Here is a 23765-nt window from a genome sequence, read left to right as displayed (position 1 = left end):
GCGTATTTCTCAATATACCTGTTCCCAATACAGCAAAGTCCCAGTTGGAAAGCTCTGCAAGACCCAGCACCGTATCAATGAAGAGGTGGTACTGTCCCTTGTTTCCGAAATGCTCAAAGCTATTGCCGAGTATGCCAAGCATGACCGAGCCGAGTTTGTCCGAGTGGTGCAGGAAGCGCAGTCCAGCCAGCAGACGGCAGAGGTCAAGAAACAGCGGACACGCCTTGCCACCGCAAAGCAGAGAGTTTCCGAGCTGGAAGTCCTGCTCTGCAAAATCTATGAGGACAACATTTTAGGAAAGCTGTCCGACAGCAGATACGCCACTCTGGACGCTCAATACGCAAAGGAGCAAGCCGAGCTTACCGATGAAATCTCTGCTCTGGAAAAGGCTATCAGGAGTTATGAAAAGCACGAAAAGGACGCTGACCGTTTTATCGCTCTGATTGACAAATACGAGAACTTCGACAAGCTGACCATTGCCATGCTCAACGAGTTTATCGAGAAAATCCTTGTGCATGAGCGTGACCGCAAAGGCAGTATACAGACCACACAGGAGGTCGAGATTTACTTCAATTTTGTTGGGCGATTCGTTCCACCGGCGTTTGGAGAAGCGGAGCTTACCCCGGAGGAATTAGAGGAAATCCGCAAGCGTGAGGAACGCAAGGACAGGCTTCATCAGAACTACTTGAAGCGGAAAGCCAGCGGAGCGCAGAAGCGATACGAGGACAAAATCAAGGGGAGAAAAAAGGCAGAAATCGAAGCCAAGAAAGCCGCTATTCGTGCGGAGGATATTGCAAAGGGAGTGTTCGTCCCTGTCAGCAGTTTACCGCAGAGAGAGCCGATGAAAGGAGTACAAACAGCATGAATATCACTTATACACAGAACGGCGATTATCTTATCCCGAACATCGTTATCCGCAAGACCAAGCCCCTCGGACACTACGGCAGACTTCGCAAGGCGTATCTGGAAATGCACCGTCCGATACTGTTCAATGAGCTGGTGCTATCCGACAAGCTCTTTGAGCATTGCGCCGAGATTGACGAAGCGGCACGAAACCGCATGGAGCTGATCGTGCGGTCACTGGCAGAGCAAAACGGCGTGACCGAGCAACTAAAAGCCAAAAACCAAATGGAATGGGTGCGGCAGATGAACGCTTGCAAGGCACAGGCAGAGGAGATTGTGAAAGCGGAATTGATTTATGATTGAGCGAGGAAGTCCGGGCAGAAAACTGTTCGGACTTTTCTCATGTAGTCCAAAGTTGCGGTAGAATTGTTCACGAGTTTTATGGTACAATTTATGCGAATAAAGAAAACGGAAAATTAGAATCTAACAAGAGAATGTGGTTGTATGAAAAAATCCATATTAGTATTTTGGGCAATCGTGTGTCTGTTACCTATTCAAAGGAGGTTTAAGAATTTCAAATGAAACATATAAGAAATATATTGCTGTTGATTACGATTATTTTTGCTTTTGTTATGCAAGCTGAAGTATATCAAAATATGCTCTGGAACTTTAATGGTGCTTATTATTTATCGTCCAGATACACAACTACTAATGACGATATGGATTCATTTTTAGCCAATGCAGAAGATACAGCTGAGAAGCATGGTGTTCATATTTTTTCGACTTTTAATCAGAGAGTTTCTAATTATCAGACAAGACTTTATATTTATGGTGATGATACCGTTGTTCGGGATAGTCTTAAAAGCACAATGGATATTGAGGAAAAAACATATACGGCTTTGATAGGTGGAATCACCGTAATAGAATTTGAAGATTTTAGAGAAGCAAAAAACACAGGCAATGGACAGGAAATAATGGTCAGCTATATCGGTGATGATGATGACATTATTGCCACATATCAAGATTTGGCAAAAGAATATTCTATATCGCAGCCAGAGTTTTGGCAATCAACCGAAACTGATATGATGTTCATTGTTTGGGGCCTGGTTGCCATATTGATGATTGTACTTAATATGATTGAGGTGATACGCAGGCAAAAGGAAGTAGTTGTACGAGCTTCTCTGGGCGAAAATGCTGCTGTGATTGCTCTAAAAGCTGTAGTGGCTGATATGATTTCATATGCTGCATTATTCGTCTTAGCAAAGTTGCTTGTTTCTCAATTTATATCGGGAGCGTATGAAGATCATCTCATTTTGGCAGTGTATTGTGCCGGAGCAGTTCTTTCCGTAATTCCTTATGCTGCTTTTGTCCGCTTTGATGTAAAAAAAGCCTTTGCCAATGCTTCAGATAAAAAAGGTATGTTTTATCTTCTGAACGGTCTTAAAGTATTTGCTACTGCTATGACAATTTTTACAATAACTACAAATCTCAGTAGCATTCAAGGTAATTTACTTACAAACACTACTCTTTTAGAAAATCATTATAATGATTATTATTTTGGAGTTATGCAGATTGAACCTCCTTTTGAAGAAAATGAGGAGGAATCCAAAGAGAGCAAATTTTGGAATGACCTTTACGAAAATGAATACAACACGATAAATCCGGTGGTCTGCATAGGCAGCCGGATAAGCGATACGGATAATTATATTTTTGTAAATCATAATGCCAGAGATATGCTACAAGGGTTTTCTGATATGCTTACTGAAGATGATGAAAAAGAGGATATCGTGGTCTTCGTGCCAAAGGGAAGAAATGCGGAATCATACAAAGATATCGCAAAAGAGGAAATTGGCTCTCTTACCCAAAATGCAGAAGAACTGCGTGTTGTTTATAAAGAATATTCTGGCAGAGAACAATTTTATTATCTCAATTCGAACAGAGAAGAGGCTATTGACGGATTGTCAAGAGTAACAAATCCGATTGTGATTTATCAGGCAAATGAGGCTGTTGCTTTAAATGGAAGTTATATCGAAACAGGAACATATAATGGTGAGGTAATCTACGGATGCGATGAAAGCACAATTCGCAGTGTTGCGAAAAAATATTCAGAACAGCTTGGTTCACACTATTTTATGCTGACGAATGTCGGAGAGGATTACATTTATAGTCATAGTTTCCTCGTGAAACTGATTGGCTTTATAAGCTCTCTTTGCGTATTAGTATTGCTGTTAGATATCGCTATCATCATATCTGAAGTGAAAATGGAATTTAGACTTAATGCGATGGAAATCTCCCTCAAAAAGGTTTTGGGCTATCGCTTTTATGAAAGGCACAAAAGATTTATTTCCGTTAATCTCTTAGAAAATATAGCCGTTGTGATATTGATTTGCATTGTTTCAATTTTTATATCTAACGCAAGTGTCGGGATTGCTTTACTGATTGGAGCGTTGCTCACCATTATTGAAATGGCAATCATTTTCACAAATATTATGTGGGTTGAAAAAACAAATATCTCAAAGTCATTGAAGGGAGGATGTTTATGATTATAATTCGTGGCTTAAATAAAGCATTTGGAGAGAAAATAATTTTCTCTAACTTTAATTTAGAAATTCCGGATGGAAGTTTTGTAGTAATCAGCGGCGATAGCGGCAGTGGAAAAAGCACTTTACTCAATATGATTGGTGGTATCGAAAAACCGGATAGCGGCAGTATCATAATCGAAGGGCTGAATATTACCCGGCTTAAAAATAAAAACAGTTTTTTTGCGGATACAGTGGGGTTTCTTTTTCAGAATTTTGCACTGCTTGAAAATAAGACAGTTAAAGAAAATTTAAGTTTGATTAAAAAATCAAGCCGAACTAAAGTATCACTTAAAGAAGCTCTTAATCGTGTGGGGTTATCAAAGGAAGTTAACAAAAAAGTTTATCAGCTTTCCGGTGGTGAACAACAGAGAGTTGCTTTAGCTCGTCTTATGATGAAAAAATGTTCTGTTGTTTTGGCAGATGAACCTACTGGCTCACTTGACAAGAAAAATAGAGATATTGTTATGAGGTTATTGCACGAACTCAATGAAGAAGGTAAAACGGTTATCATTGTTACCCACGATCAGGGTATTATTGAAGATGAACCTTATGTTGTGAAAATCTGAGAGTACCTCTTAGAAATGTCTTGATCTACATTTTATATAATTTGGGTCAGAAGAAAATCCCTTTAGGAACTAAAGGGCGCACTTCTATACTCTCTGTCGAGAGTAGTGCGTCCTGCGGAGCTTCATTCCCAGTCAGCAGAAGAAAACTGCTCGACCGTGAATGTTTCGTCACTTCGTTCCGTCAAGGTGGCTACACCCCCCTTGCGCCGCTAATGCGGCTATCCCCTGTGGACTTGCCGTCCGCAAACAGCATAAAATGCTGTTCGCCGCCAGCAAGTTTGAAAGCGACTAAAATGAATTTTATGGAACAAACAAATCGGGATTTTGGGAGCAGGAGAAATCGAGATTGGAGGATAAATTGGTGAACAAGATTTTCAAATTTCTTATTCGATTTTTGATAGAAGTGATAGTTATGACAGTTTTGATTGTTGGAATCAACATATTTATGAATGGTATGTATCTTTGGGGATTGCCCCGCATAAATGATATTCAGTCTGTAAATATCACGTATCCGAGTGTCACGGATGATGTTAAAGAAATTTCGAGCCGTGAGAATATTGAGTTAGCCTTAAAGCTAACGGGATTTCTGAAATATGATTTATTTGGGGAAGTGAATAGCGAAGAAGAACCTGCTATTACAATTACTTATTTTCTTAAAGATGGAACAAGCAAAACCATCTCCGCTAATAACACTACTGTCTGGTGGAACAATAAAATTCATGTAATCAAGGACAAGGAAATGTTTATCAACCTAACAGAGGGAATTTTCTTTCTGGAAGATTTACAAACAAAGTAAATCAATTCCAATTTGTCTAACTGAACACAAAAACCGAATACTGAAAATCAGACCGTTGACTGGTCGCAATGTGCGAAAAGTTGACGGTCTTTTTTTATCCCAAAAATCAAAAAAGGAGGTCAATCACAATGACAAAACCGAAAACCCTTGAACAGCTCCGAACCGAAAAGGAACGAGCCGAGACGCAGCTTGCACAGGAACAGCACAAGTTGGAGCGTCTGGAGAATAGAAAGAAGTATCTGAAGAAAGGTGAACGCACCAAGCGCACCCACCGCCTTTGCAATCTGGGCGGCACGATTGAGAGCCTTGCCCCGGAGGTCAAAGATCTCACACGCACCGAAATGACAGAGCTGATGGAACACATCTTTTCCCTGTCCGAAGTCCAGCGAGCCGTTCGTCACATGGCGATTACCCATATCAGCCAAGCAAACAGAGAAAAGGAGTTGAAAGCCGATGGCACTATTTCATCTGAGCGTCACGCAGACTAAGCGAAGCGCAGGACAGTCCGCTATTGCTTCTGCCGCCTACCGTGCCGGGGAGCGATTGTATAGCGAGTATTACGGCGAATACAGCGACTACACCCGCAAGGGCGGCGTGATCTGCTCCGATATTCTCCTGCCGTCCCATGCACCGCCAGAATACGCAGACCGCCAGACCCTATGGAACGCCGTGGAAAAAGCCGAGCGTGGAAAGAACGCCCAGCTTGCATACAGCTTTGACATTGCCTTGCAGAATGAATTTTCCCTTGAGGAAAACATCGCTCTTGCAAGGCAATTTTTGTTGGAGAACTTTGTGAGCCGGGGCATGGTGGTTGACTTCGCCGTACACCAGCCAGACCGGGAGGACGGCGGCATACCAAACCCGCATTTTCATGTGCTTTGCCCCATCCGCCCCATCGAGCAGAACGGCAAATGGGGGCTAAAGCAACGCCGGGTGTATGAGCTGGACGAGGACGGCAACCGTATTCGAGACGCAAACGGAAAGTTTGTGTTCAACGCCGTTCCCACTACCGACTGGGGCAGTCCCGAAACGCTGGAACATTGGCGTGAAGCATGGGCGGAGATGTGCAACGCCAAGTTTGCGGAGAAAGGTCTGGATGTTCGTATCGACCACCGCAGCTATGAACGGCAAGGCGTGGATTTACTTCCCACTATCCATGAAGGCGCAACCGTCCGGGCAATGGAGAAGAAAGGTATCCGCACCGAGAAAGGCGAGTTCAACCGCTGGATCAAAGCCACCAACGCCGTGATCCGGGACATCAAGAAGAAAATCGCTCTCCTGTTTGATTGGATTGCCGAAGCAAAAGCGGAGCTTGCCAAGCCGCAGGCACCCAACCTTGTTTCTCTGCTGAACGCCTACTACACCCAGCGCAGAGCCGGGGCGTATTCCCAGAAAGGCAAAATCAGCAACCTAAAGGAGATGAACGAGACTTTCAATTATCTCCGGGCAAACGGCATTTACAACCTTGAAGATTTGGAAAGCCGTGTCAATGAACACAGCTCCACCACAGAGAGCTTGAAGAAAACGCTGGACGGGCAGACCGCACGAATGAAAGAAATCAAGCAGCTCTATGACAGCTCCGCTGCTTTCCAGAACTTGAAGCCTGTCTATGACGGCTTGCAGAAAATCAAGTTTGAGAAGCCCAGAGCCAAGTACAAGGCAGAGCATGAAGCGGAACTGATACAGTTCTACGCCGCCAGACGAAAGCTGACCGGGGAGTTCCCGGACGGCAAGGTGGATATGAAAAAGCTGTCCGACGAGTATGACGAGCTGGAACAGGCGCACGAAACCACCTATGGCGAGTTTAAGGCTGTCAGAGACGATTTACACCGCCTTTGGAAGGTCAAGTCATGTGTAGATACTGCCGCCCGATTTAACGAGCGCACAGAGGAACAAAAGCTCCAAAATCGACCCCAAACACGACACAAAAAGGAGGAACTATCCCGATGAATTACACCCAAGCACAGATTGACCGAGCAAACGCCGTCAGTCTGGAAGATTTTCTCCGTACACAGGGAGAGACGCTTATCAAAAGCGGACGGGAATACCGCTGGAAAGAACATGACAGCCTGACCGTCCGGGGAAACAAATGGTTTCGCCACAGCCAGAGCAAGGGCGGCTATCCCATTGATTTTGTCATGGAGTTTTACGGCAAGTCCTTTCCCGAAGCAGTCCAGCTCTTAACCGGCGAAAGCGCCGAGGGACAGAGCGAAGCCAGCACAGCACCGCCCACAGCGTTTCACTTGCCCTTGCACAACAGAACAGCCGACAGAGCAATTCAATATCTTTGCGAAAGCCGAGGTCTCAACAAAACGCTTGTTGAGGCTTTTCTTCTTTCCGGGGATATTTACGAGGACGCAAAGCGGCACAATGTTGTGTTTGTCGGCAGAGACCGAAGCGGTACGCCGAGATACGCCCATGTGCGAGGAACGGCAGACCCATTCAGACAGGACATTGCCGGGTCTGACAAATCCTATCCGTTCCACTATGAGGGAAACGGCAACCAGCTCTTTGTCTTTGAAGCACCGATTGACCTTTTGTCCTTTATCTGCCTTTATCCGCAGGACTGGCAGACAAGGAGCTACCTTGCCCTGGGCGGCGTTTCAGGCAAAGCCCTTGACCGTTTTCTTTCTGAACGCAAGGACACCCGAAAAGTGTTCCTCTGCCTTGACAGCGACACCGCAGGAAGCGAAGCCTGTACCCGACTGGCACAGTCCATTCCCGGCGAGATCGCCGTCATTCGCCTTGTCCCGGCAAGGAAAGACTGGAACGATGTTCTCCGTCAGCAAGGGGACATTCCCAGCCGCAAATTCATAGCCGAGACAATCACGCTGCGAGAGCTGCCCACCGCCCAGCCTGTTCCCATGCTCCGCATGGCAGATGTGGAGCTGACGAGCGTGGATTGGCTATGGTTTCCCTATATCCCCTTTGGAAAGCTGACGATTATACAGGGCAACCCCGGCGAGGGCAAGACCTACTTTGCCATGCGTCTTGCGGCGGCTTGTACCAACCGAAAGCCTTTACCCGGTATGGAGACCCTTGAGCCTTTCAACATCATCTACCAGACCGCAGAGGACGGTCTGGGCGATACCGTCAAGCCCCGACTGATGGAAGCGGAAGCAGACCTTGAAAGAGTGCTTGTCATTGACGATAGGGACACACCGCTGACCCTTGCCGATGAGCGCATAGCAAGGGCAATCCGGGAAAACAACGCAAGGCTGGTTATCATTGACCCGGTGCAGGCGTTTCTGGGCGCAGATGTGGACATGAACCGGGCAAATGAAGTCCGTCCCATTTTCCGCAGTCTGGGAGATATTGCACAGGCTACTGGGTGCGCTATCGTGCTGATAGGACACCTGAACAAAGCCGCAGGAACACAAAGCACTTACAGGGGCTTAGGGTCTATCGACATTACGGCGGCAGTCCGCAGTCTGCTCTTTATCGGCAAGCTGAAGGACAGCCCCACAACGAGGGTGCTTATCCATGAGAAAAGCTCCCTTGCGCCGCCCGGACAGTCCCTTGCCTTTTCTCTGGGAGACGAGAAAGGCTTTGAATGGATAGGAGCTTATGACATTACCGCTGACGAGCTTCTTGCCGGGGCAGACAACACCAAGACCGAGAGCAAGACCGCACAAGCGCAAATGCTCATTCTGGAACTGCTTGCGGACGGAAAGCGTATGCCGAGCGCAGAGCTGGAAAAGGCAGTCAATGAGCGTGGGATTTCCTCACGCACCATGAGAACGGCAAAGAGCCGTATCGGGGACAGACTTGTGACCGAGAAAGACGGCACAGCATGGGTCTGCTATCTCCGAGACTGACAACAGGAACACGGCAAGCGTGGCAAAGACGGCAAGGGTTTTATAGATACCTTAATGTTGCCGCCTTGCCTTGTTCCCTCATACTGACACCGCCCGATGATGAAAAGTCACCGGGCATTTTTTATTTACAGGAGGATTTTGAATGAACAATACCGCAACCAACAGTACCCCTTGCCCGACTGTGAGAAAGCAGATCGGCAAGACAACCTATATCGTCCGTGTGCATTTCAGCGAGACCGCCAAGGAGACAATGGAGGACAAAATCAAGCGTCTGCTCCGTGAGGAAGTCCGCAAAATGTGACTTCTTTTTGAATTTGATGAAAAAGTCCTTGACTTTTCGTCTCTGGTAAAACAGCAAAGTCTATTTTGATTTCTTGTTCAACACGGTTAGCACCGTTTGCAATAGATGAGGTATTAGAGATAACCAGATATGACGAATTAGGCTTAGACAAACTTGGTGATGAGCTGTCTGCTTTATTTGTCATTATCTCTGATACCGATGCTACATTTAACTTCTTAGTAGCAATTATGTATTCACAGCTTTTCAACTTGCTCTGTACTCGTGCAGATACGAATGACGGTGGCAAATTGAAATACCATGTTCGCTGCTTGCTTGATGAGTTTGCGAACATTGGAGAAATACCACAGTTTGAAAAGTTGATAGCTACTATCCGAAGTCGTGAAATATCTGCAAGTATCATTCTTCAGGCTAAATCACAGCTAAAGGCGATTTACAAGGATAATGCTGACACGATTGAGGGTAACTGTGACACTACGCTATTTCTTGGTGGCAAAGAGAAGTCAACGTTGAAAGAAATTTCTGAGAGTTTGGGAAAAGAAACGATTGATTCGTATAACACTTCTCAAAATCGAGGACAGAGCGAGAGTTACGGAACTAACTATCAAAAACTAGGAAAGGAGTTGAAGTCACAAGACGAATTAGCAGTCATGGACGGCGGTAAATGTATCTTACAACTTCGAGGAGTACGCCCATTCTTTTCAGATAAGTATGATATTACAAAGCACCCCAACTACAAATATCTATTGGACGATAACCCCAATATGAAATTTGACATCGCCGATTACGTGGCAAAAAGAAGTAAACATAGAATGGAAACCCCACCAGACAAGGTTGCTATAGAATATGCTTGCTGAATAATGGGTTGTCTGGTAATTGCAATATAGAGATTTCGTACATATGGTTCGTTTTTTCGAGTTTTCGGTATCATAGACTGTACATCCCCATACCAGTCTTTATGTTGCAATTAGGTGTAAATTAAAAAATTATAAACTGAAAGAAAAGGAAAAAGAAAATGAAGAAAACATCTACAATGGCAGTTTCGGCTGCAAACGAAAAGCTTACTAAGACTTGCAAGATGACAAAGAAGACGGTATTGACCATCTTTACCATGGCAATCATGTGCTGTATGTGCAGCATGACTGCTTTTGCATCCGGTGCAGTTGACAGTTCCTCATTTATTTCGACTGCCGGAACAGTTCTGCGTTCTGTTGTTATCCTGATTGGTGGCGGTGTTGGTGTCTGGGGCGTAGTTAACTTGCTGGAAGGCTACGGTAACGATAATGCTGGTGCAAATGCTCATATACGGTAAAGAAGCAACAACACAAATTGAGAACAGCGTACCCTACTATTCTGTATCAAAGTGGAGCAGTAACACGAAAATGTTGCTGCTCCATTTTCATGCCCCTTAAATAATTTCCTTGAATCTGCTTGACTTATATTACGGTTAGTGATATATTTATTACAGTAATCGTAATAAGGAGGCTGGACTATGAGAGACAATGCAAAAAGTGGCGCACTTACAGAAGTGACCTTTTATATTTTACTCTCTCTTTATACACCAAAACACGGATACGCCGTTATGCAGTTTGTTGAAGAAAAAACGGGCGGGCGGCTTTCGTTAGGCGCAGGCACTTTATATGGAGCATTAAACTCTTTGCAGGACAAGAAGTGGATTGAACCTTATGGAGATAGTGAGGGAAGAAAAAAAGAATACCACATTACAGCACAGGGAAAAGAAATTGCAGAAAAAGAGCTTGCAAGACTAAATGAACTTGTAAGCATTGCAAGTGAAATTATTGGAGGTGCAGTATGAGTAAAAAATGTTATCGCTTTTTTGGCGGATTGCTAAATACGCAGGAAAAATGGCTAAACAAAATGTCTGAAAAGGGTTATCGACTTGTTCGGACAGGAAAACTGTTATACGAATTTGAAAAATGCAAGCCCGATGAAGTGACCTATTGTGTAGAGTTTATCGGAGAAAAATCAAAAGAGAGTTCAATAGATTATGCTAATTTTTTGGAGGATATGGGATATAAGGTGTTTTTTAAAAATATCAATCTAAACTATTCTGTTGGAAAAGTTCGTTGGCGCCCATGGGCAGAAAGGGGCGGTCGTATTGCGACAAACACAACAACTTTTAATCGAGAAATCTTGATTGTGGAAAAAGCAAATGATGGAAAGCCTTTTGAACTCCATACCTCTTATGACGATAAAGAAAAATATTATCGCAACTTACGCAATCCGTGGCTATTTCTACTGCTCATGTTTGCACTATTCGCAGTTACAAAGCAATCTATAATCTTTGGTATTTTTGCGTTGGTTTCTGTAATTCCTGGCAGTATATATCAAATACAGATAATGAAAATCCGGAAGGAAGCCAAGACACAGGAATGGTGAGGAAATAAATAGCAAATCCAGCCGAGCCAGTCAACGGTCAAGATGAACGGCGCAAATGTGCCACCGTTGACAGCCGCCGCCCGTCCTGCTTTTGTGGCAATCAAGGGAGCGACAGACTAAAGTGCTGTCGCTCCCGCCCATTATGGGGGAAAGACAGTAGAAAATTTCACATCTATGTGCTATAATAGTTCCGACAGAATGAAATATAAATATATATTTTACACTACGGTATGGGGAGTATAAAAATGACAGGAGAACAATTTGTTAAGTTATGCTACGAAGAAAAGAAAACCATTTTAGCCGAATACTTCAATCCTAATTCTTCATCAGTTGTCGGCAAAAAAATCAGTGCAATAACTGAACAAGGTATATCAAAAGATGATTTGTATGATCTATTGAATTTGGTGCTAAAAGAAAATTACTATACTTTGTTGCTTGGATTGGACGGAGAAGCGTCGTTAGGTAATACTCAAATTACCTATAAGCTTTATGATGAAAATGGCAACTTGCTTAACGAATGTGGAGAGCTTGAAGCCGCCGCATACAGATACTTTGTAGAAGAATGATCTTCAAATTTAATCTTGTCAATCATACATAATACAACATAATACACATTTTCACAGGACAGCCAAAATCGGTTGTCCTTTTCTTTTACCCAAAAGAGGGAACGGGAGACTAAAATTGAATACTGCTCCAAACAGCAACGCCACAGATTTTTGAAAATCCGTGGCGTTTTTTGCTCCCATTTTTGGCAAAACGCCCCGTTCCCTTGTAGTAGTGAGTGACGGGGAAGTTTGCCCGAAATGGGCTTGCCTGCCGTAGTAGTGATGAAAAATCCAAATGAGCGTTTGGCATTTTCCGTTTCTGTCCGTAGAGGGGAACAAAGGTGGGCAGGACACGCCTCCGCAATCGCTATATTGACGAAAGCAGCCACACCGACCCTTGTAGATTGCCGCAAAGTCAGCCGCAGAGGAAAGTGGCAGTTTTTCAGAGCAAGATTCTACCGCAGTACCAAAATTCGCTTTTCGCTCATTTTGCCCCTGCGGGAATCTTGTTGGGGAGTGCCTTCCCCAAACCCTGCTTATGCGGCTTGCGCCGCTTAAAAATCCCTCAAAATATTTTTTCGGATTTTTCAAAAACAGTTCCGCTTCACACCCCGTTTTTCTCCTATTAGTGAGAGGACACCACGCACAGAAAGGAGGTTTTACCATGCGAAAACGATACAACACGCCGCACCGCAGCCGGGTAGTCAAGACACGCATGACCGAGGAAGAATACGCCGAGTTTGCGGAAAGGCTTTCTGCCTGCAACATGAGCCAAGCCGAGTTTATCCGGCAAGCCATAACCGGGGCAGCCATACGCCCCACCATAACCGTTTCCCCCGTCAACGACGAGCTGCTTGCCGCCGTCGGGAAGCTAACCGCCGAATACGGCAGGATCGGCGGCAACTTAAACCAGATAGCCCGGACGCTGAACGAGTGGCACAGCCCCTACCCGCAGCTTGCCGGGGAGGTACGGGCGGCGGTTTCCGACCTTGCTGCCCTAAAGTTTGAAGTCTTGCAGAAAGTGGGTGACGCTGTTGGCAACATTCAAACATATCAGCTCTAAAAATGCTGACTATGGCGCAGCGGAAGCCTACCTCACATTTGAGCATGACGAGTTTACCATGAAGCCCACCCTTGATGAAAATGGGCGGCTGATACCGAGGGAGGATTACCGCATTTCTTCCCTCAACTGCGAGGGCGAGGATTTCGCTGTTGCCTGTATGCGAGCCAATCTCCGCTATGAGAAGAACCAGCGGCGGGAAGATGTGAAAAGCCACCACTATATCATCAGCTTTGACCCACGGGACGGCCCGGACAACGGTTTGACCGTAGACCGGGCGCAGGAGTTGGGCGAGAAGTTTTGCGCCGAGCATTTCCCCGGCCACCAAGCCCTTATATGCACCCACCCGGACGGCCATAACCACAGCGGCAATATCCATGTGCATATCGTCATTAACAGCCTGCGGATTGAGGAAGTGCCGTTCCTGCCCTACATGGACAGGCCAGCCGACACGAAAGCCGGCTGCAAGCACCGCTGTACCGACGCGGCCTTGCGCTACTTCAAGTCCGAAGTCATGGAGATGTGCCACCGGGAGGGGCTTTACCAAATCGACCTCTTGAACGGCAGCAAGGAACGGATAACCGAACGGGAATACTGGGCGGCAAAGAAAGGGCAGCTTGCCCTTGATAAAGAGAACGCCGCCAGAGAAGCCGCAGGACAGCCGACCAAGCCCACCAAGTTTGAAACGGACAAGGCGAAGCTGCGCCGGACGATACGGCAGGCACTTTCCCAAGCTGCCAGCTTTGACGAGTTTTCTTCCCTTTTGCTGCGGGAGGGTGTGACCGTCAAGGAGAGCCGGGGGCGGCTTTCCTACCTCACACCGGACAGGACAAAGCCTATCACAGCCCGGAAGCTGGGGGACGATTTTGACAAGGCTGCTGTCCTTGCCCTGCTCACGCAGAACGCCCACAGAGCCGCCGAACAGACCAAAGCCATACCCGAATATCCTGCCGCAGTTAAAAAGCCGTTACAAGGGGAAAAAACCACAAAAACCACCCCGGCAGACAACACCTTGCAGCGCATGGTTGACCGGGAAGCCAAGCGAGCCGAGGGCAAGGGCGTGGGCTATGACCGCTGGGCGTCAAAGCACAATCTAAAGCAAATGGCAGCTACCGTTACCGCCTACCAGCAGTACGGCTTTTCTTCCCCGGAGGAACTGGACGAAGCCTGTTCTGCCGCCTATGCCGCCATGCAGGAAAGCCTTACAGAGCTGAAGCAGGTGGAAAAGACACTGAACGGGAAAAAGGAGCTGCAACGGCAGGTGCTTGCCTATTCCAAGACCCGCCCTGTCCGGGACGGGCTGAAACAGCAGAAAAACGCCAAGGCAAAAGCAGCCTACCGACAGAAGCATGAAAGCGACTTTATCATAGCAGACGCAGCCGCCCGCTATTTCAGGGAGAACGGCATTTCCAAGCTGCCGAGCTATAAAGCCCTGCAAGCAGAGATTGAAAGCCTTATCAAAGAGAAAAACAGCGGCTACAACGATTACCGGGCAAAACGGGAGGAATACCGCCGCTTACAGACTGTCAAGGGCAATATCGACCAGATTTTACGCCGGGAACGCAAGCCTGTGAAAAGGCAGGAACAGGAGCGATAAAAACCGCCCCAAAATGTACCCGAACCCATACAGAACAAGGGGGCTGCCCCGCACCCTATCCGCAATACCAAAGGATTTTTTAACGGGCTTACAGGGCAGAAAAACCCCGAAAATGATACCGAGATGATACAGAATTACCGCCGATACCGCCACACCAGCGGAAACGGCAGAAAGGAGCGCACCCATGCCAAGAATGAGCAAGAAACGGCGGCTGGAATGGTCTTTTTTCCTGCGGCAAGTAAAAGTCGGGAATACCACCTGCGACCGTATCACATACAACGACCTCTGCCGGGGCTGTACCCATAGCTGCAAGCAGAGCTTCCGGGCGGTTATCATACTCTGCCCCCACTACTACTCCAAACGCCGGAAAAAGGAGGACAGGGACAATGGCAGATAACCGCAAGTATTACTACCTCAAGCTGAAAGAGAACTTTTTTGACAGCGACTCCATTGTGCTGCTGGAAGATATGAAAGACGGGATTTTATACTCCAATATCCTCTTGAAGCTGTACTTAAAATCGCTGAAAAACGGCGGGAAATTGCAGCTTGACGAGCATATCCCCTACACAGCGCAGATGATAGCGACACTGACCCGCCACCAGATAGGGACGGTTGAGAGGGCTTTAGAGATTTTCCGGCAGTTGGGGCTTGTGGAGCAGCTTGACAGCGGGGCTTTTTATATGACCGATATTGAGCTGATGATAGGACAGTCCTCTACCGAAGCCGAGAGGAAACGGGCTGCAAGGCTGGAAAACAAGGCACTTTTACCGCCCCGGACAAAAGGCGGACATTTGTCCGACATTCGTCCACCAGAGATAGAGATAGAGTTAGAGAAAGAGATAGAGATAGAAAAAGAGAGAGAGGGAGAAACGGGACACCCCGCCCCCGCTGCTTATGGCAGATACAACAATGTGATACTGACCGATACAGAGCTTTCCGGGCTGAAAACAGAGCTGCCCGACAAGTGGGAGTATTACCTTGACCGGCTTTCCTGCCATATCGCTTCCACCGGGAAGCAGTACCACAGCCATGCAGCCACCATTTACAAGTGGGCGCAGGAGGACGCTGCCAAAGGCAAGGCTGCCCCGAAACAGGGCATACCCGATTATTCATGCAAGGAGGGCGAGAGCTTATGAAAAACGAGATTGAAGCTATGATTACGGACATTACAACCACTACCACCGAAGCGGAGGATTACACAGGCGAGGACGGGCTTTTATACTGCGGTAAGTGCCATACGCCCAAAGAAGCCTATTTTGCAGAGGGAAAGACTTGTTTCGGGCGTGACCGCCACCCAACAGACTGCGACTGCCAGCGGGCAGCCCGTGAAAAGCAGCAAGCCGCCGAAAGCCGACAGAAGCACCTTGAAAAAGTGGAGGACTTGAAACGCCGGGGCTTTACTGACCCTGCTATGCGGAACTGGACATTTGAGCATGACAACGGCAGAAACCCACAGACCGAAACCGCCCGCTTTTATGTGGAGAGCTGGGAAACCATGCAGGCTGAAAATATCGGCTACCTGTTTTGGGGAGGCGTGGGGACGGGAAAAAGCTACCTTGCCGCCTGTATCGCCAACGCCCTTATGGAAAAAGAGGTTGCCGTTCGCATGACAAACTTTGCAACGATACTGGGTGACCTTGCCGCCAGCTTTGAGGGCAGGAATGAATATATTTCCCGCCTTTGCAGCTACCCTCTGCTGATACTTGATGATTTTGGTATGGAGCGAGGGACAGAATACGGGCTGGAACAGGTTTACAGCGTGATTGACAGCCGTTACCGAAGCGGCAAGCCGCTGATCGCCACGACCAACCTCACGCTGGAGGAATTGCAGTACCCGCAGGACACGCCCCACGCCCGTATCTATGACAGGCTGACTTCCATGTGCGCCCCCGTCCGCTTCACGGGCAGCAACTTCCGAAAGGAAACCGCACAGGAAAAGCTGGAACGCTTAAAGCAACTGATGAATCAGCGAAAGGAGAGCCTATGACAGAAACGAAACAGACAAGCACCACCAAAACAGACCGCCGCCCGGACTGTGTGACGGAAATCCGCATGGGCAACTCCGTCCTTACCGTTTCCGGCTTCTTCAAGCAGGGCGCAACCGACACCGCAGCCGACAAGATGATGAAAGTGCTGGAAGCGGAAGCTGCTACACAAAAAACGGCGATTTGACCGACCATAAAGAAGCAGATTTGACGCTTTTGCCGCTATACAGACAGCCGCCCCATGTGGTACAATCAAGGTACGGAATAGTGGGGCTGGCTGTCGGAAACGGAGGATTTTATGTTAAGACAGACCAACCAACAACCAATTACCGCCCTTTACCCAAGACTATCCCATGAGGACGAGCTGCAAGGCGAAAGCAATTCCATTTCCAATCAGAAGCGTATCCTTGAAACCTATGCAAAGCAGAACGGCTTTTCCAATCTGCGCTGGTACACGGACGACGGTTATTCTGGTGCGAACTTTCAAAGACCCGGTTTTCAAGCCATGCTTGCGGACATTGAAGCCGGAAAAGTCGGGACAGTTATCGTAAAGGATATGTCGAGGTTAGGGCGAAACTACCTGCAAGTGGGAATGTACACGGAAATGATTTTCCCACAGAAAGGTGTCCGCTTCATCGCTATCAATGATGGAGTGGACAGCGCACAGGGCGACAATGACTTTGCCCCGCTGCGGAATATCTTTAACGAATGGCTGGTGAGAGATACGAGCAAGAAAATCAAAGCAGTAAAACGCTCAAAAGGCATGAATGGCAAGCCCATCACAAGCAAGCCTGTGTATGGCTACCTCATGGACGAGGATGAAAATTTCATTATTGACGAGGAAGCTGCACCCGTAGTCAAGCAGATATACAACCTCTGTCTTGCCGGGAATGGTCCGACCAAGATAGCCCGTATGCTCACAGAGCAGCAAATCCCCACGCCGGGAACGCTTGAATACCGCAGGACGGGCAGCACCCGCCGCTACCATCCCGGCTATGAGTGCAAGTGGGCGACCAATACCGTAGTGCATATCCTTGAAAACCGGGAATACACAGGCTGTCTGGTAAATTTCAAGACAGAAAAACTTTCTTACAAAGTCAAGCACAGTGTAGAAAATCCCCCGGAAAAGCAAGTGATTTTCGAGAACCACCACGAGCCTATCATAGACACCCAAACATGGGAACGGGTGCAGGAGCTTCGCAAACAGCGCAAACGCCCAAACCGCTATGATGAAGTGGGTTTGTTCTCCGGCATACTGTTCTGTGCGGACTGCGGCAGCGTGATGTATCAGCAGCGATACCAGACGGACAAGCGCAAGCAGGACTGTTATATCTGCGGCAACTACAAGAAACGCACCCATGACTGTACGGCGCACTTTATCCGCACCGACCTCTTGACCGCTGGTGTACTCTCCAATCTGCGGAAAGTGACCAGCTATGCGGCAAAGCATGAAGCCCGGTTTATGAAACTCTTGATTGAGCAGAACGAGGACGGGGGCAAACGCAGGAACGCCGCCAAGAAAAAGGAACTGGAAGCCTCCGAGAAACGCATAGCCGAGTTATCCGCTATCTTCAAGCGGCTGTATGAGGACAGCGTGACCGGGCGCATTTCTGACGAGCGTTTCACAGAGCTGTCGGCAGACTATGAAGCAGAGCAACGGGAGCTGAAAGAAAGAGCCGCTGCTATTCAAGCGGAGCTTTCCAAAGCACAGGAAGCCACCGTGAACGCAGAAAAGTTTATGAATGTTGTCCGGCGGCATACCAGCTTTGAAGAACTTACCCCTACTCTGCTGCGGGAGTTTGTAGAGAAAATCGTTGTGCATGAGTGCAGCTATGACGAGAACAAGACCCGCAGACAGGACATTGAGATTTATTATTCTTTTGTTGGCAAGGTGGACTTGCCCGAATAACCGCCCGACCTATCCGACACAATGCGCAAGTGCCGGATAGGAACGGCAAAATTTTTTACACTTCTATTACTTCTTTATCGCACATCAGTAAAAAGCCAGGGTATGAAACAGTTCATGGCTAATTAAAGGGAACAAAAAGAAAGGGAATGCACAATCCAGACGGTATCAGCGGCAGGCTACAAGAATAAATTGTGATTTCACAAGATTGGTGTTATAATAAGAGAAAAGTTCCTGCCGGGGCAACCGCCCCGGTGGTATGGATAGAAAGGCAGGAAAACAATATGCACATCAGCTATAAACCACTCTGGCACACACTGTTAGAGCGTGATATGAGAAAAGAGGATTTAAGGCTTGCTGCTGGTATGACAACAAATATGATTGCCAACATGAGCAAAGAGGGAAAGCACATCAGCATGGATACATTAGCCCGTATCTGTGAAACTCTGAATTGTGAGATTACTGATGTGATTGAGTTAGTACCAGACGAGCCTGCTTCCACAGGAGGTAAGGAACATGAGCGAATTGAAACCAAGAATAACGGAAAACGGAATTGATTATATCCTTGTCGGAGATTACTACATTCCAGGCTTGAAACTGCCGGAGGAACACCGCCCTATCGGAAAGTACGGACGAATGCACCGGGAATATTTAAGAGAAGTCCACCCAGCCAGATTGAATACATTGATACTGACCGGAGAATTGTTGACATATCTTGCAGACCTGAATGAACAGGCACAAAAACGGTTAGACACTATCATGGAGCAGATGAAAGCTACCGAGGGCGTGACAGAGGAATTGAAGTGTACCCGACAAATGGAATGGGTGCAGCGTTGCAATAACATTCACAACAGGGCAGAAGAAATTGTTTTGTATGAGATGATTTATTCATAACGGGAGCAATTAAATCGGAGGTATATAAGATGATTGAAATTGTATTTGGTGAAAGTGCCTGTGGAAGTTTGAAAATTGCCCAAACTTACGGCAAGGGAAAGTATAGAGGAAGTGCTGTTTCAATATTTATGAGGCACGAAGAAGGGAGTGTTCCATCTTCAGATGAAATGAAAAAGGCACAGCTTCAAGCACAGGAACAAGAACGCATTGCTTGGGAGAATGCTATTCCATTGGGAGGCAAGAGCAGTGATGTTTATTGTTTTGATATGGTTCTTAGTGTGGGAGATATTTCTGATAATGGAATTGGCGAACAGCGGAAAAATATTTTCAAGAAAATGCTGTCTGTCTGCTTTGTAGAGGATTTAGATTATCAGGTTGAAGAAAAAATACAGAAAATTAAAACTACATTGACCTCAGTGATTGAACGATATGTAGCTGGGGAAGAAATTCGCATTTGGTATAGCTATAATCCAGATGAGCTTTGTGGTATGTATTGGCTTATGAAACAACTTCAACCATTAAACTGCCAGACAACAATTTATTTGGTTAAGTTACCTACATGGGAATATGGAAAAGAAAATACTATGACATCCAAAATAGCATGGGGCGAGGTGTCTCCTGGCGAATGGGGAAACTATATAACTCTACAAGAGAAAGCTAATCCTGTATTTCTTTCAGCTTGTACTATGAAATGGAATCAACTTCAAAATGAAAATGCACCTTTGCGTGCAATGTTAAATGGTAAATTGCAAAGCGTTTCAGAAGATATATATGATAGTTTCATTCTTCGTGAAATTGCGGAACAGCCAGAGCAATTCAAAATGGCTATTGTCATAGGTAATGTTTTAGGAAAATATCAACTTGGAATTAGTGATGTATGGATTTCCAATCGCATTGATAAAATGCTTGAAGATGGTGTGTTGGAAATTATACAGGACGCACCAAAGGGAGAAACAAATTATCGCCGAATATTAAGAAAACGAATGAAATAATAACCACAGCACAAACCGCTGCTACATGGAATCCAACAAACCATGCAACAGCGGTTTTCCTTTACCGTTTTTTCCTCTGGCTGATAGGCGTTCCCATTTTCTTTGATTTTTTGAGAATACGAATGAACCAGCGAAATTCTTCTTCTGACAGGTTTTTATAGTTGATACCAAGCTGCTTGCAGTAAAGGATAACCAGTTTTTCATCTCGACTGCCCTTGAAATTTTCGACCGCTTCCAGATTTTCTTTCAGTTCATCGGCAACGGTAGTTTGGGGCGCACTCTCGCTGTCCTTTTTGTGGAATTCCCGAATATCCCGGATAATCAGGTTGAGGTCATCCAGAACCATGTGACTGAAATACTCATCATCACTGATATGTGCGGCTTGCAGCACCTTCAAATGCGGGTCATCTTCGCCGGGGCGATACCGTTCAATAATTTCATGCCGGACGGTATCAACAAGGGAGTTGAGATTTTGGATTTGCATGGTGGCAATCCCGTCCACATAAATCTCAATGTCCGCAAGAAACTTGATAAAGTCCTTATGGGTGGCAAGTTCGCAGAGCAGACGGTTGTTAATCCGACCGCTTTTCAGCAGTGCCACCATCTCATCGTTCAAATGCAGCTCCGTCAGTGGCGTGTTGATCTGCTCCCTGTTCTCTGTCCGGCACAGCAGATAATCGACGGAAACCCCATAGAAGTCTGCCAGCGTGATAAGGTTGCCATGATTGATTTCCTTATAATCCTCTTTTTCATAACTGCCAAGGGCTGATTTAGAAATGCCCGTCAGCTTTGATAGTTCTTCCAGATTTAAGCCTTTGTCTTTGCGGAGTTCCCAAAGGCGTTCCTGTATGCTTGTTGCAACTTTCATGGGCGCACGCTCCTTTCCGGTGGTTTTATTTCTGCCGTTTAACTGGATTATATCACACTTTCCGTAATCGTGGAAATTTCTGATTTTTACCCTTAATTCCTACTTTGTGGACATACGGCACAGGGCACAAAAATGTTCTATGATACAGGTAGTTCATCGATGGATTATTCCAATCGAATGACCAGCCTGTGTGGGATATGCTTCCCCGGCGATGTAGCGCCATGAATTTTGGCAGGGATATGGAGGAACCCTGACCGAAACGAGCGTACCAAAGGGAGCGATACGCCGCTGTGAGATTCAGGGGAGGAACGACACCGGGGAGAACTGGCGAACTGACACCGAAATGATACCGAAACACGACAATCTGATAGGGGGATAGTCTACCCTATCGCTGATACTTCGGGAGATTTTAAGCGGCTCTATGGCTGTAATTTTGCCGAAAATCGCCCCGAGACCATACACTAAAACGGGAGGAAACACAATATGCCGAGAATGAGCAAAAAGAGGAAGCATGAGCTTTCCTTTTACCTCAATGACCGGGGGCGTGTCACTTACAACGAATTATGCCGGAAATGCCAGCATGGGTGCAAGCAGAGCTTCCGGGCGGTTGTGATTGACTGCCCCTGTTATTTATCCAAACGAGCAAAGAAAAAGGAGGAACACACCGAATGAATTTTGAATTTATGACGATAGACACACCATTGCCGCCGTGTATGCCATTTCCCATAGCGTTGACAGGATTTCCAGTCAGCAGCACCGCAAAGGTCATGTACTGCCGGATGCTGGACGCTATGCTATCCAAAGGGCAGGAGGACGAAAACGGAATCCTGTTTGTCTGCTTCCCTGTCACAGCCATTGCTACAGTCCTGTCCCGCAACTCCATGACGGTCAAGCGTTCTCTGAATGAACTGGAAACCGCTGGGCTTATCATGCGGGTGCGTCAGGGCGTGGGAGAACCAAACCGGATTTATGTGCTGATACCGGGAAAGGAGGACGCTGCCCTTGCCTGAGACCTCAAAGCTGGAAAAACTCAACTGGGAGCTGGAGAAAAGCGAAAAGAAACTGCGGAAAGCCATCAATGATGAAAAGGCATTGCAGTACCAGTTAAAGCAGCTTACCCGAAAGGAACGAACGCACCGGCTCTGTACCCGTGGCGGTATGCTGGAAAGTTTTCTGCAAGAGCCGGAACGCCTGACAGATGATGATGTCATGCTGTTGTTGAAACTCATTTTTCACAGGCAGGACACGCAGGAACTATTGAAAAAACTGCTGGAACGGGAGAAGCCGGAAACCCCTTAGTTTACTAAGGGCGCAATTATACACCACCCAGAGGTTGGTGCATTGCGTTCTCCGAAGGCTCCTTGCCGGAGGGCTGTGATTTTCCGCAGTCAAGGTCTGCTCCAAATCATACAGGGGACGCTACGCTTCCCCTGCGCTGGCTGCCGCCAGCTACCCTTTTGTGGACTTGCCATCTGGGGACACCTTGCGTTGCAAGCTGTTCCCAGCCGACAAATTTCATAAAATATGCTATCACAAATTTCATAAAATATGCTATCTTTTCGATAATCGATGAAGTATAATAAAGTCAGAAATAAATCAGGAATTTGAGGTCAAGGCTTAAACGGGAGGTTTATATGAAAAAATACCAATGTCCTTGCTGCGGATATTTTACCTATAATGTTCCGGCAAATGAAGATTGTGGGTATATCTGTCCCGTTTGTTTTTGGGAGAATGACCCGTTCATTGCTTCTGATAACGAACCAAGCGACTCTAATCATGGAATAACACTAAAAGAAGCGAAATCCAATTTCTCAAAATTTGGTGCTTGTGAAAAAGAAATGTTATGTTATGTCCGACCACCGAGAGATGATGAAAAGAAAATTTCATAGCAACAATGTCGAAGTTATGGAGGGAATAAAAGTGAAGGACACTGCTAAGAGAGCAATAGTTACAGTTATTGTGTTTGTTATAATTTATGTTTTATCTGGTCCAATTATCGGATATACAAACTACGATATGTATTTGAAAGGAATTGAATTTTTATCAGCGGTAATCGGAGCAGGATGTTACTGGATAGGAAGCAATAAAAATAGTTCTTGAATTTGACAAAGGAGTTGGAAGTATGAAAAGAATAGGTACAGCATTGACTATCGTGTTCATCATCGCTGGATTTGCAATTTCCTTTTTTATTGGACACTATGTGAGCGACAAGTCACATACAGAAAGTCGAGCAGCACAATTTGATAAATATATTTCTCGTGCGATTGATACAATCAAAGATAAAGGTCTGTCCATTGATGGCGCCCCAGAAGCGATAGCCAGCAATATTTGGGTGGCACACGAATTTTGTGATAGCCCTGAAATTTCCGCAGAACTCAGCAATCTGTGGAATACCATTGTATATGAAAAAGATGTGCTTCTCGGTCAAGAAGATGTGTTGACTGCTCAACTGAAAGATATTTTGGAAAAATGTCAATAGTCTTTGCAAATTTTCTATTTATCATTCACTCATCGGGTCAACTTGTCCCGAACTTTTACAACTAAATACCCGCCGCCCACACAGCGGCACATCGAGCAGGAAATCTGAAAAAAGGTCTCCTGCTTTTTTTCTGCCC

31 protein-coding genes and 1 pseudogene are annotated in these 23765 nt (G+C 46.3%); 30 read left to right on the top strand and 2 right to left on the bottom strand.

The features are described 5' to 3' along the window. The 14 genes and pseudogenes from OCV68_RS13790 to OCV68_RS13725 all read left to right on the top strand — a co-directional run. A partial coding sequence (locus OCV68_RS13790; RefSeq protein WP_262573485.1) for a DUF4368 domain-containing protein occupies positions 1-865 on the top strand: 865 nt, incomplete at its 5' end. Continuing rightward, a complete protein-coding gene (locus OCV68_RS13785) occupies positions 862-1206 on the top strand; it encodes a TnpV protein (protein ID WP_004845299.1) in 345 nt (114 codons plus the stop codon). The genes OCV68_RS13790 and OCV68_RS13785, both read left to right, overlap by 4 nt. A 215-nt stretch (positions 1207-1421) precedes the next feature. After that, entirely contained in the window at positions 1422-3386 is a 1965-nt protein-coding gene (locus OCV68_RS13780; RefSeq protein WP_004845300.1) for a bacteriocin-associated integral membrane family protein, read from the top strand. Further along, entirely contained in the window at positions 3383-3991 is a 609-nt protein-coding gene (locus OCV68_RS13775; protein ID WP_002593328.1) for an ATP-binding cassette domain-containing protein, read from the top strand. Before OCV68_RS13780 ends, OCV68_RS13775 begins: the two co-directional genes overlap by 4 nt. A gap of 361 nt (positions 3992-4352) precedes the next feature. Then, positions 4353-4787: a hypothetical protein gene (locus OCV68_RS13770; protein ID WP_262573480.1), complete on the top strand. Its 435-nt coding sequence runs from the start codon at positions 4353-4355 to the stop codon at positions 4785-4787. 128 nt (positions 4788-4915) lie between these two features. Continuing rightward, positions 4916-5275 (top strand): DUF3847 domain-containing protein, encoded by a 360-nt coding sequence (locus tag OCV68_RS13765; protein WP_262573478.1) that lies wholly within the window; start codon positions 4916-4918, stop codon positions 5273-5275. After that, a complete protein-coding gene (gene mobQ, locus OCV68_RS13760) occupies positions 5241-6737 on the top strand; it encodes a MobQ family relaxase (RefSeq protein ID WP_262573477.1) in 1497 nt (498 codons plus the stop codon). Before OCV68_RS13765 ends, mobQ begins: the two co-directional genes overlap by 35 nt. Next, a complete protein-coding gene (locus tag OCV68_RS13755) occupies positions 6734-8605 on the top strand; it encodes an AAA family ATPase (protein ID WP_154277162.1) in 1872 nt (623 codons plus the stop codon). The genes mobQ and OCV68_RS13755 overlap by 4 nt, the downstream gene beginning before the upstream one ends. Positions 8606-8747: 142 nt before the next feature. Beyond that, positions 8748-8906 (top strand): transposon-encoded TnpW family protein, encoded by a 159-nt coding sequence (locus OCV68_RS13750; RefSeq protein WP_002593332.1) that lies wholly within the window; start codon positions 8748-8750, stop codon positions 8904-8906. A 41-nt stretch (positions 8907-8947) separates the two neighbouring features. After that, positions 8948-9760, top strand: a pseudogene (locus tag OCV68_RS13745) (VirD4-like conjugal transfer protein, CD1115 family); the annotation flags it as partial. 158 nt (positions 9761-9918) lie between these two features. Next, positions 9919-10215 carry a Maff2 family protein gene (locus OCV68_RS13740; protein ID WP_262573473.1) on the top strand — a complete coding sequence of 99 codons (297 nt, stop codon included), beginning with the start codon at positions 9919-9921 and terminating at the stop codon, positions 10213-10215. 180 nt (positions 10216-10395) lie between these two features. Next, positions 10396-10719, top strand: coding sequence for a PadR family transcriptional regulator (locus OCV68_RS13735; protein WP_005927798.1), 324 nt, complete (start codon positions 10396-10398; stop codon positions 10717-10719). Further along, complete coding sequence (locus OCV68_RS13730; RefSeq protein WP_005927795.1) at positions 10716-11303, top strand: DUF2812 domain-containing protein; 588 nt, start codon at positions 10716-10718, stop codon at positions 11301-11303. Before OCV68_RS13735 ends, OCV68_RS13730 begins: the two co-directional genes overlap by 4 nt. A gap of 245 nt (positions 11304-11548) precedes the next feature. Then, positions 11549-11869: a hypothetical protein gene (locus tag OCV68_RS13725; RefSeq protein WP_044960761.1), complete on the top strand. Its 321-nt coding sequence runs from the start codon at positions 11549-11551 to the stop codon at positions 11867-11869. A 51-nt stretch (positions 11870-11920) separates the two neighbouring features. Here OCV68_RS13725 and OCV68_RS13720 read toward each other — a convergent pair whose 3' ends face one another. Further along, positions 11921-12439 carry a hypothetical protein gene (locus tag OCV68_RS13720; protein ID WP_055168421.1) on the bottom strand — a complete coding sequence of 173 codons (519 nt, stop codon included), beginning with the start codon at positions 12437-12439 and terminating at the stop codon, positions 11921-11923. A 73-nt stretch (positions 12440-12512) separates the two neighbouring features. On the opposite strand from OCV68_RS13720, the gene OCV68_RS13715 reads away from it, so the two are divergent. The 10 genes from OCV68_RS13715 to OCV68_RS13670 all read left to right on the top strand — a co-directional run bounded on the left by OCV68_RS13715 (position 12513) and on the right by OCV68_RS13670 (position 20282). Then, entirely contained in the window at positions 12513-12911 is a 399-nt protein-coding gene (locus OCV68_RS13715) for a plasmid mobilization protein (RefSeq protein WP_015527902.1), read from the top strand. Beyond that, positions 12883-14505, top strand: a complete 1623-nt coding sequence (locus OCV68_RS13710) for a relaxase/mobilization nuclease domain-containing protein (RefSeq protein ID WP_262573465.1) — start codon at positions 12883-12885, stop codon at positions 14503-14505. Before OCV68_RS13715 ends, OCV68_RS13710 begins: the two co-directional genes overlap by 29 nt. A 184-nt stretch (positions 14506-14689) precedes the next feature. Continuing rightward, on the top strand, positions 14690-14902 hold the full coding sequence (locus OCV68_RS13705) for a hypothetical protein (protein ID WP_058966390.1): 213 nt from the start codon (positions 14690-14692) through the stop codon (positions 14900-14902). Continuing rightward, entirely contained in the window at positions 14892-15641 is a 750-nt protein-coding gene (locus OCV68_RS13700) for a phage replisome organizer N-terminal domain-containing protein (RefSeq protein WP_006555734.1), read from the top strand. Before OCV68_RS13705 ends, OCV68_RS13700 begins: the two co-directional genes overlap by 11 nt. Then, a complete protein-coding gene (locus OCV68_RS13695; protein ID WP_262573462.1) occupies positions 15638-16492 on the top strand; it encodes an ATP-binding protein in 855 nt (284 codons plus the stop codon). Before OCV68_RS13700 ends, OCV68_RS13695 begins: the two co-directional genes overlap by 4 nt. Continuing rightward, positions 16489-16677 (top strand): transposon-encoded TnpW family protein, encoded by a 189-nt coding sequence (locus tag OCV68_RS13690; protein WP_002569233.1) that lies wholly within the window; start codon positions 16489-16491, stop codon positions 16675-16677. The genes OCV68_RS13695 and OCV68_RS13690 overlap by 4 nt, the downstream gene beginning before the upstream one ends. Before the next feature lie 111 nt (positions 16678-16788). Next, entirely contained in the window at positions 16789-18399 is a 1611-nt protein-coding gene (locus OCV68_RS13685; protein WP_002569232.1) for a recombinase family protein, read from the top strand. Between the two features lie 191 nt (positions 18400-18590). After that, a complete protein-coding gene (locus OCV68_RS13680; protein ID WP_005335920.1) occupies positions 18591-18953 on the top strand; it encodes a helix-turn-helix domain-containing protein in 363 nt (120 codons plus the stop codon). Next, positions 18913-19290 carry a TnpV protein gene (locus OCV68_RS13675; protein WP_005335912.1) on the top strand — a complete coding sequence of 126 codons (378 nt, stop codon included), beginning with the start codon at positions 18913-18915 and terminating at the stop codon, positions 19288-19290. The genes OCV68_RS13680 and OCV68_RS13675 overlap by 41 nt, the downstream gene beginning before the upstream one ends. 29 nt (positions 19291-19319) lie before the next feature. Beyond that, entirely contained in the window at positions 19320-20282 is a 963-nt protein-coding gene (locus OCV68_RS13670) for a DUF3658 domain-containing protein (protein WP_227620985.1), read from the top strand. Positions 20283-20343: 61 nt separating this feature from the next. Here the strand turns inward: OCV68_RS13670 and OCV68_RS13665 are convergent, their stop codons facing one another. Continuing rightward, the gene (locus tag OCV68_RS13665) at positions 20344-21150 is read right to left on the bottom strand and encodes a helix-turn-helix domain-containing protein (RefSeq protein ID WP_008372835.1); all 807 of its coding nucleotides are present in this window, start codon (positions 21148-21150) and stop codon (positions 20344-20346) included. A gap of 483 nt (positions 21151-21633) precedes the next feature. Here OCV68_RS13665 and OCV68_RS13660 point away from each other — a divergent pair, with 483 nt between their 5' ends. The 6 genes from OCV68_RS13660 to OCV68_RS13635 all read left to right on the top strand — a co-directional run bounded on the left by OCV68_RS13660 (position 21634) and on the right by OCV68_RS13635 (position 23629). Beyond that, a complete protein-coding gene (locus tag OCV68_RS13660; protein WP_117536679.1) occupies positions 21634-21822 on the top strand; it encodes a hypothetical protein in 189 nt (62 codons plus the stop codon). After that, the gene (locus OCV68_RS13655) at positions 21819-22160 is read left to right on the top strand and encodes a helix-turn-helix domain-containing protein (protein ID WP_002595108.1); all 342 of its coding nucleotides are present in this window, start codon (positions 21819-21821) and stop codon (positions 22158-22160) included. The genes OCV68_RS13660 and OCV68_RS13655 overlap by 4 nt, the downstream gene beginning before the upstream one ends. Then, positions 22153-22449: a DUF3847 domain-containing protein gene (locus OCV68_RS13650; RefSeq protein WP_002592121.1), complete on the top strand. Its 297-nt coding sequence runs from the start codon at positions 22153-22155 to the stop codon at positions 22447-22449. Before OCV68_RS13655 ends, OCV68_RS13650 begins: the two co-directional genes overlap by 8 nt. Positions 22450-22784: 335 nt before the next feature. Then, positions 22785-23039: a CPCC family cysteine-rich protein gene (locus OCV68_RS13645; protein ID WP_117541237.1), complete on the top strand. Its 255-nt coding sequence runs from the start codon at positions 22785-22787 to the stop codon at positions 23037-23039. A 31-nt stretch (positions 23040-23070) separates the two neighbouring features. Beyond that, positions 23071-23250 carry a hypothetical protein gene (locus OCV68_RS13640; RefSeq protein ID WP_233430140.1) on the top strand — a complete coding sequence of 60 codons (180 nt, stop codon included), beginning with the start codon at positions 23071-23073 and terminating at the stop codon, positions 23248-23250. 22 nt (positions 23251-23272) lie between these two features. After that, positions 23273-23629, top strand: a complete 357-nt coding sequence (locus OCV68_RS13635) for a hypothetical protein (protein ID WP_117541235.1) — start codon at positions 23273-23275, stop codon at positions 23627-23629. Positions 23630-23765 lie beyond the last annotated feature (136 nt).

The sequence above is a fragment of the Huintestinicola butyrica genome (genome assembly GCF_025567215.1).
GTDB classification, from domain to species: domain Bacteria; phylum Bacillota; class Clostridia; order Oscillospirales; family Ruminococcaceae; genus Huintestinicola; species Huintestinicola butyrica.
This window is presented reverse-complemented; position numbering and strand designations above follow the sequence as displayed.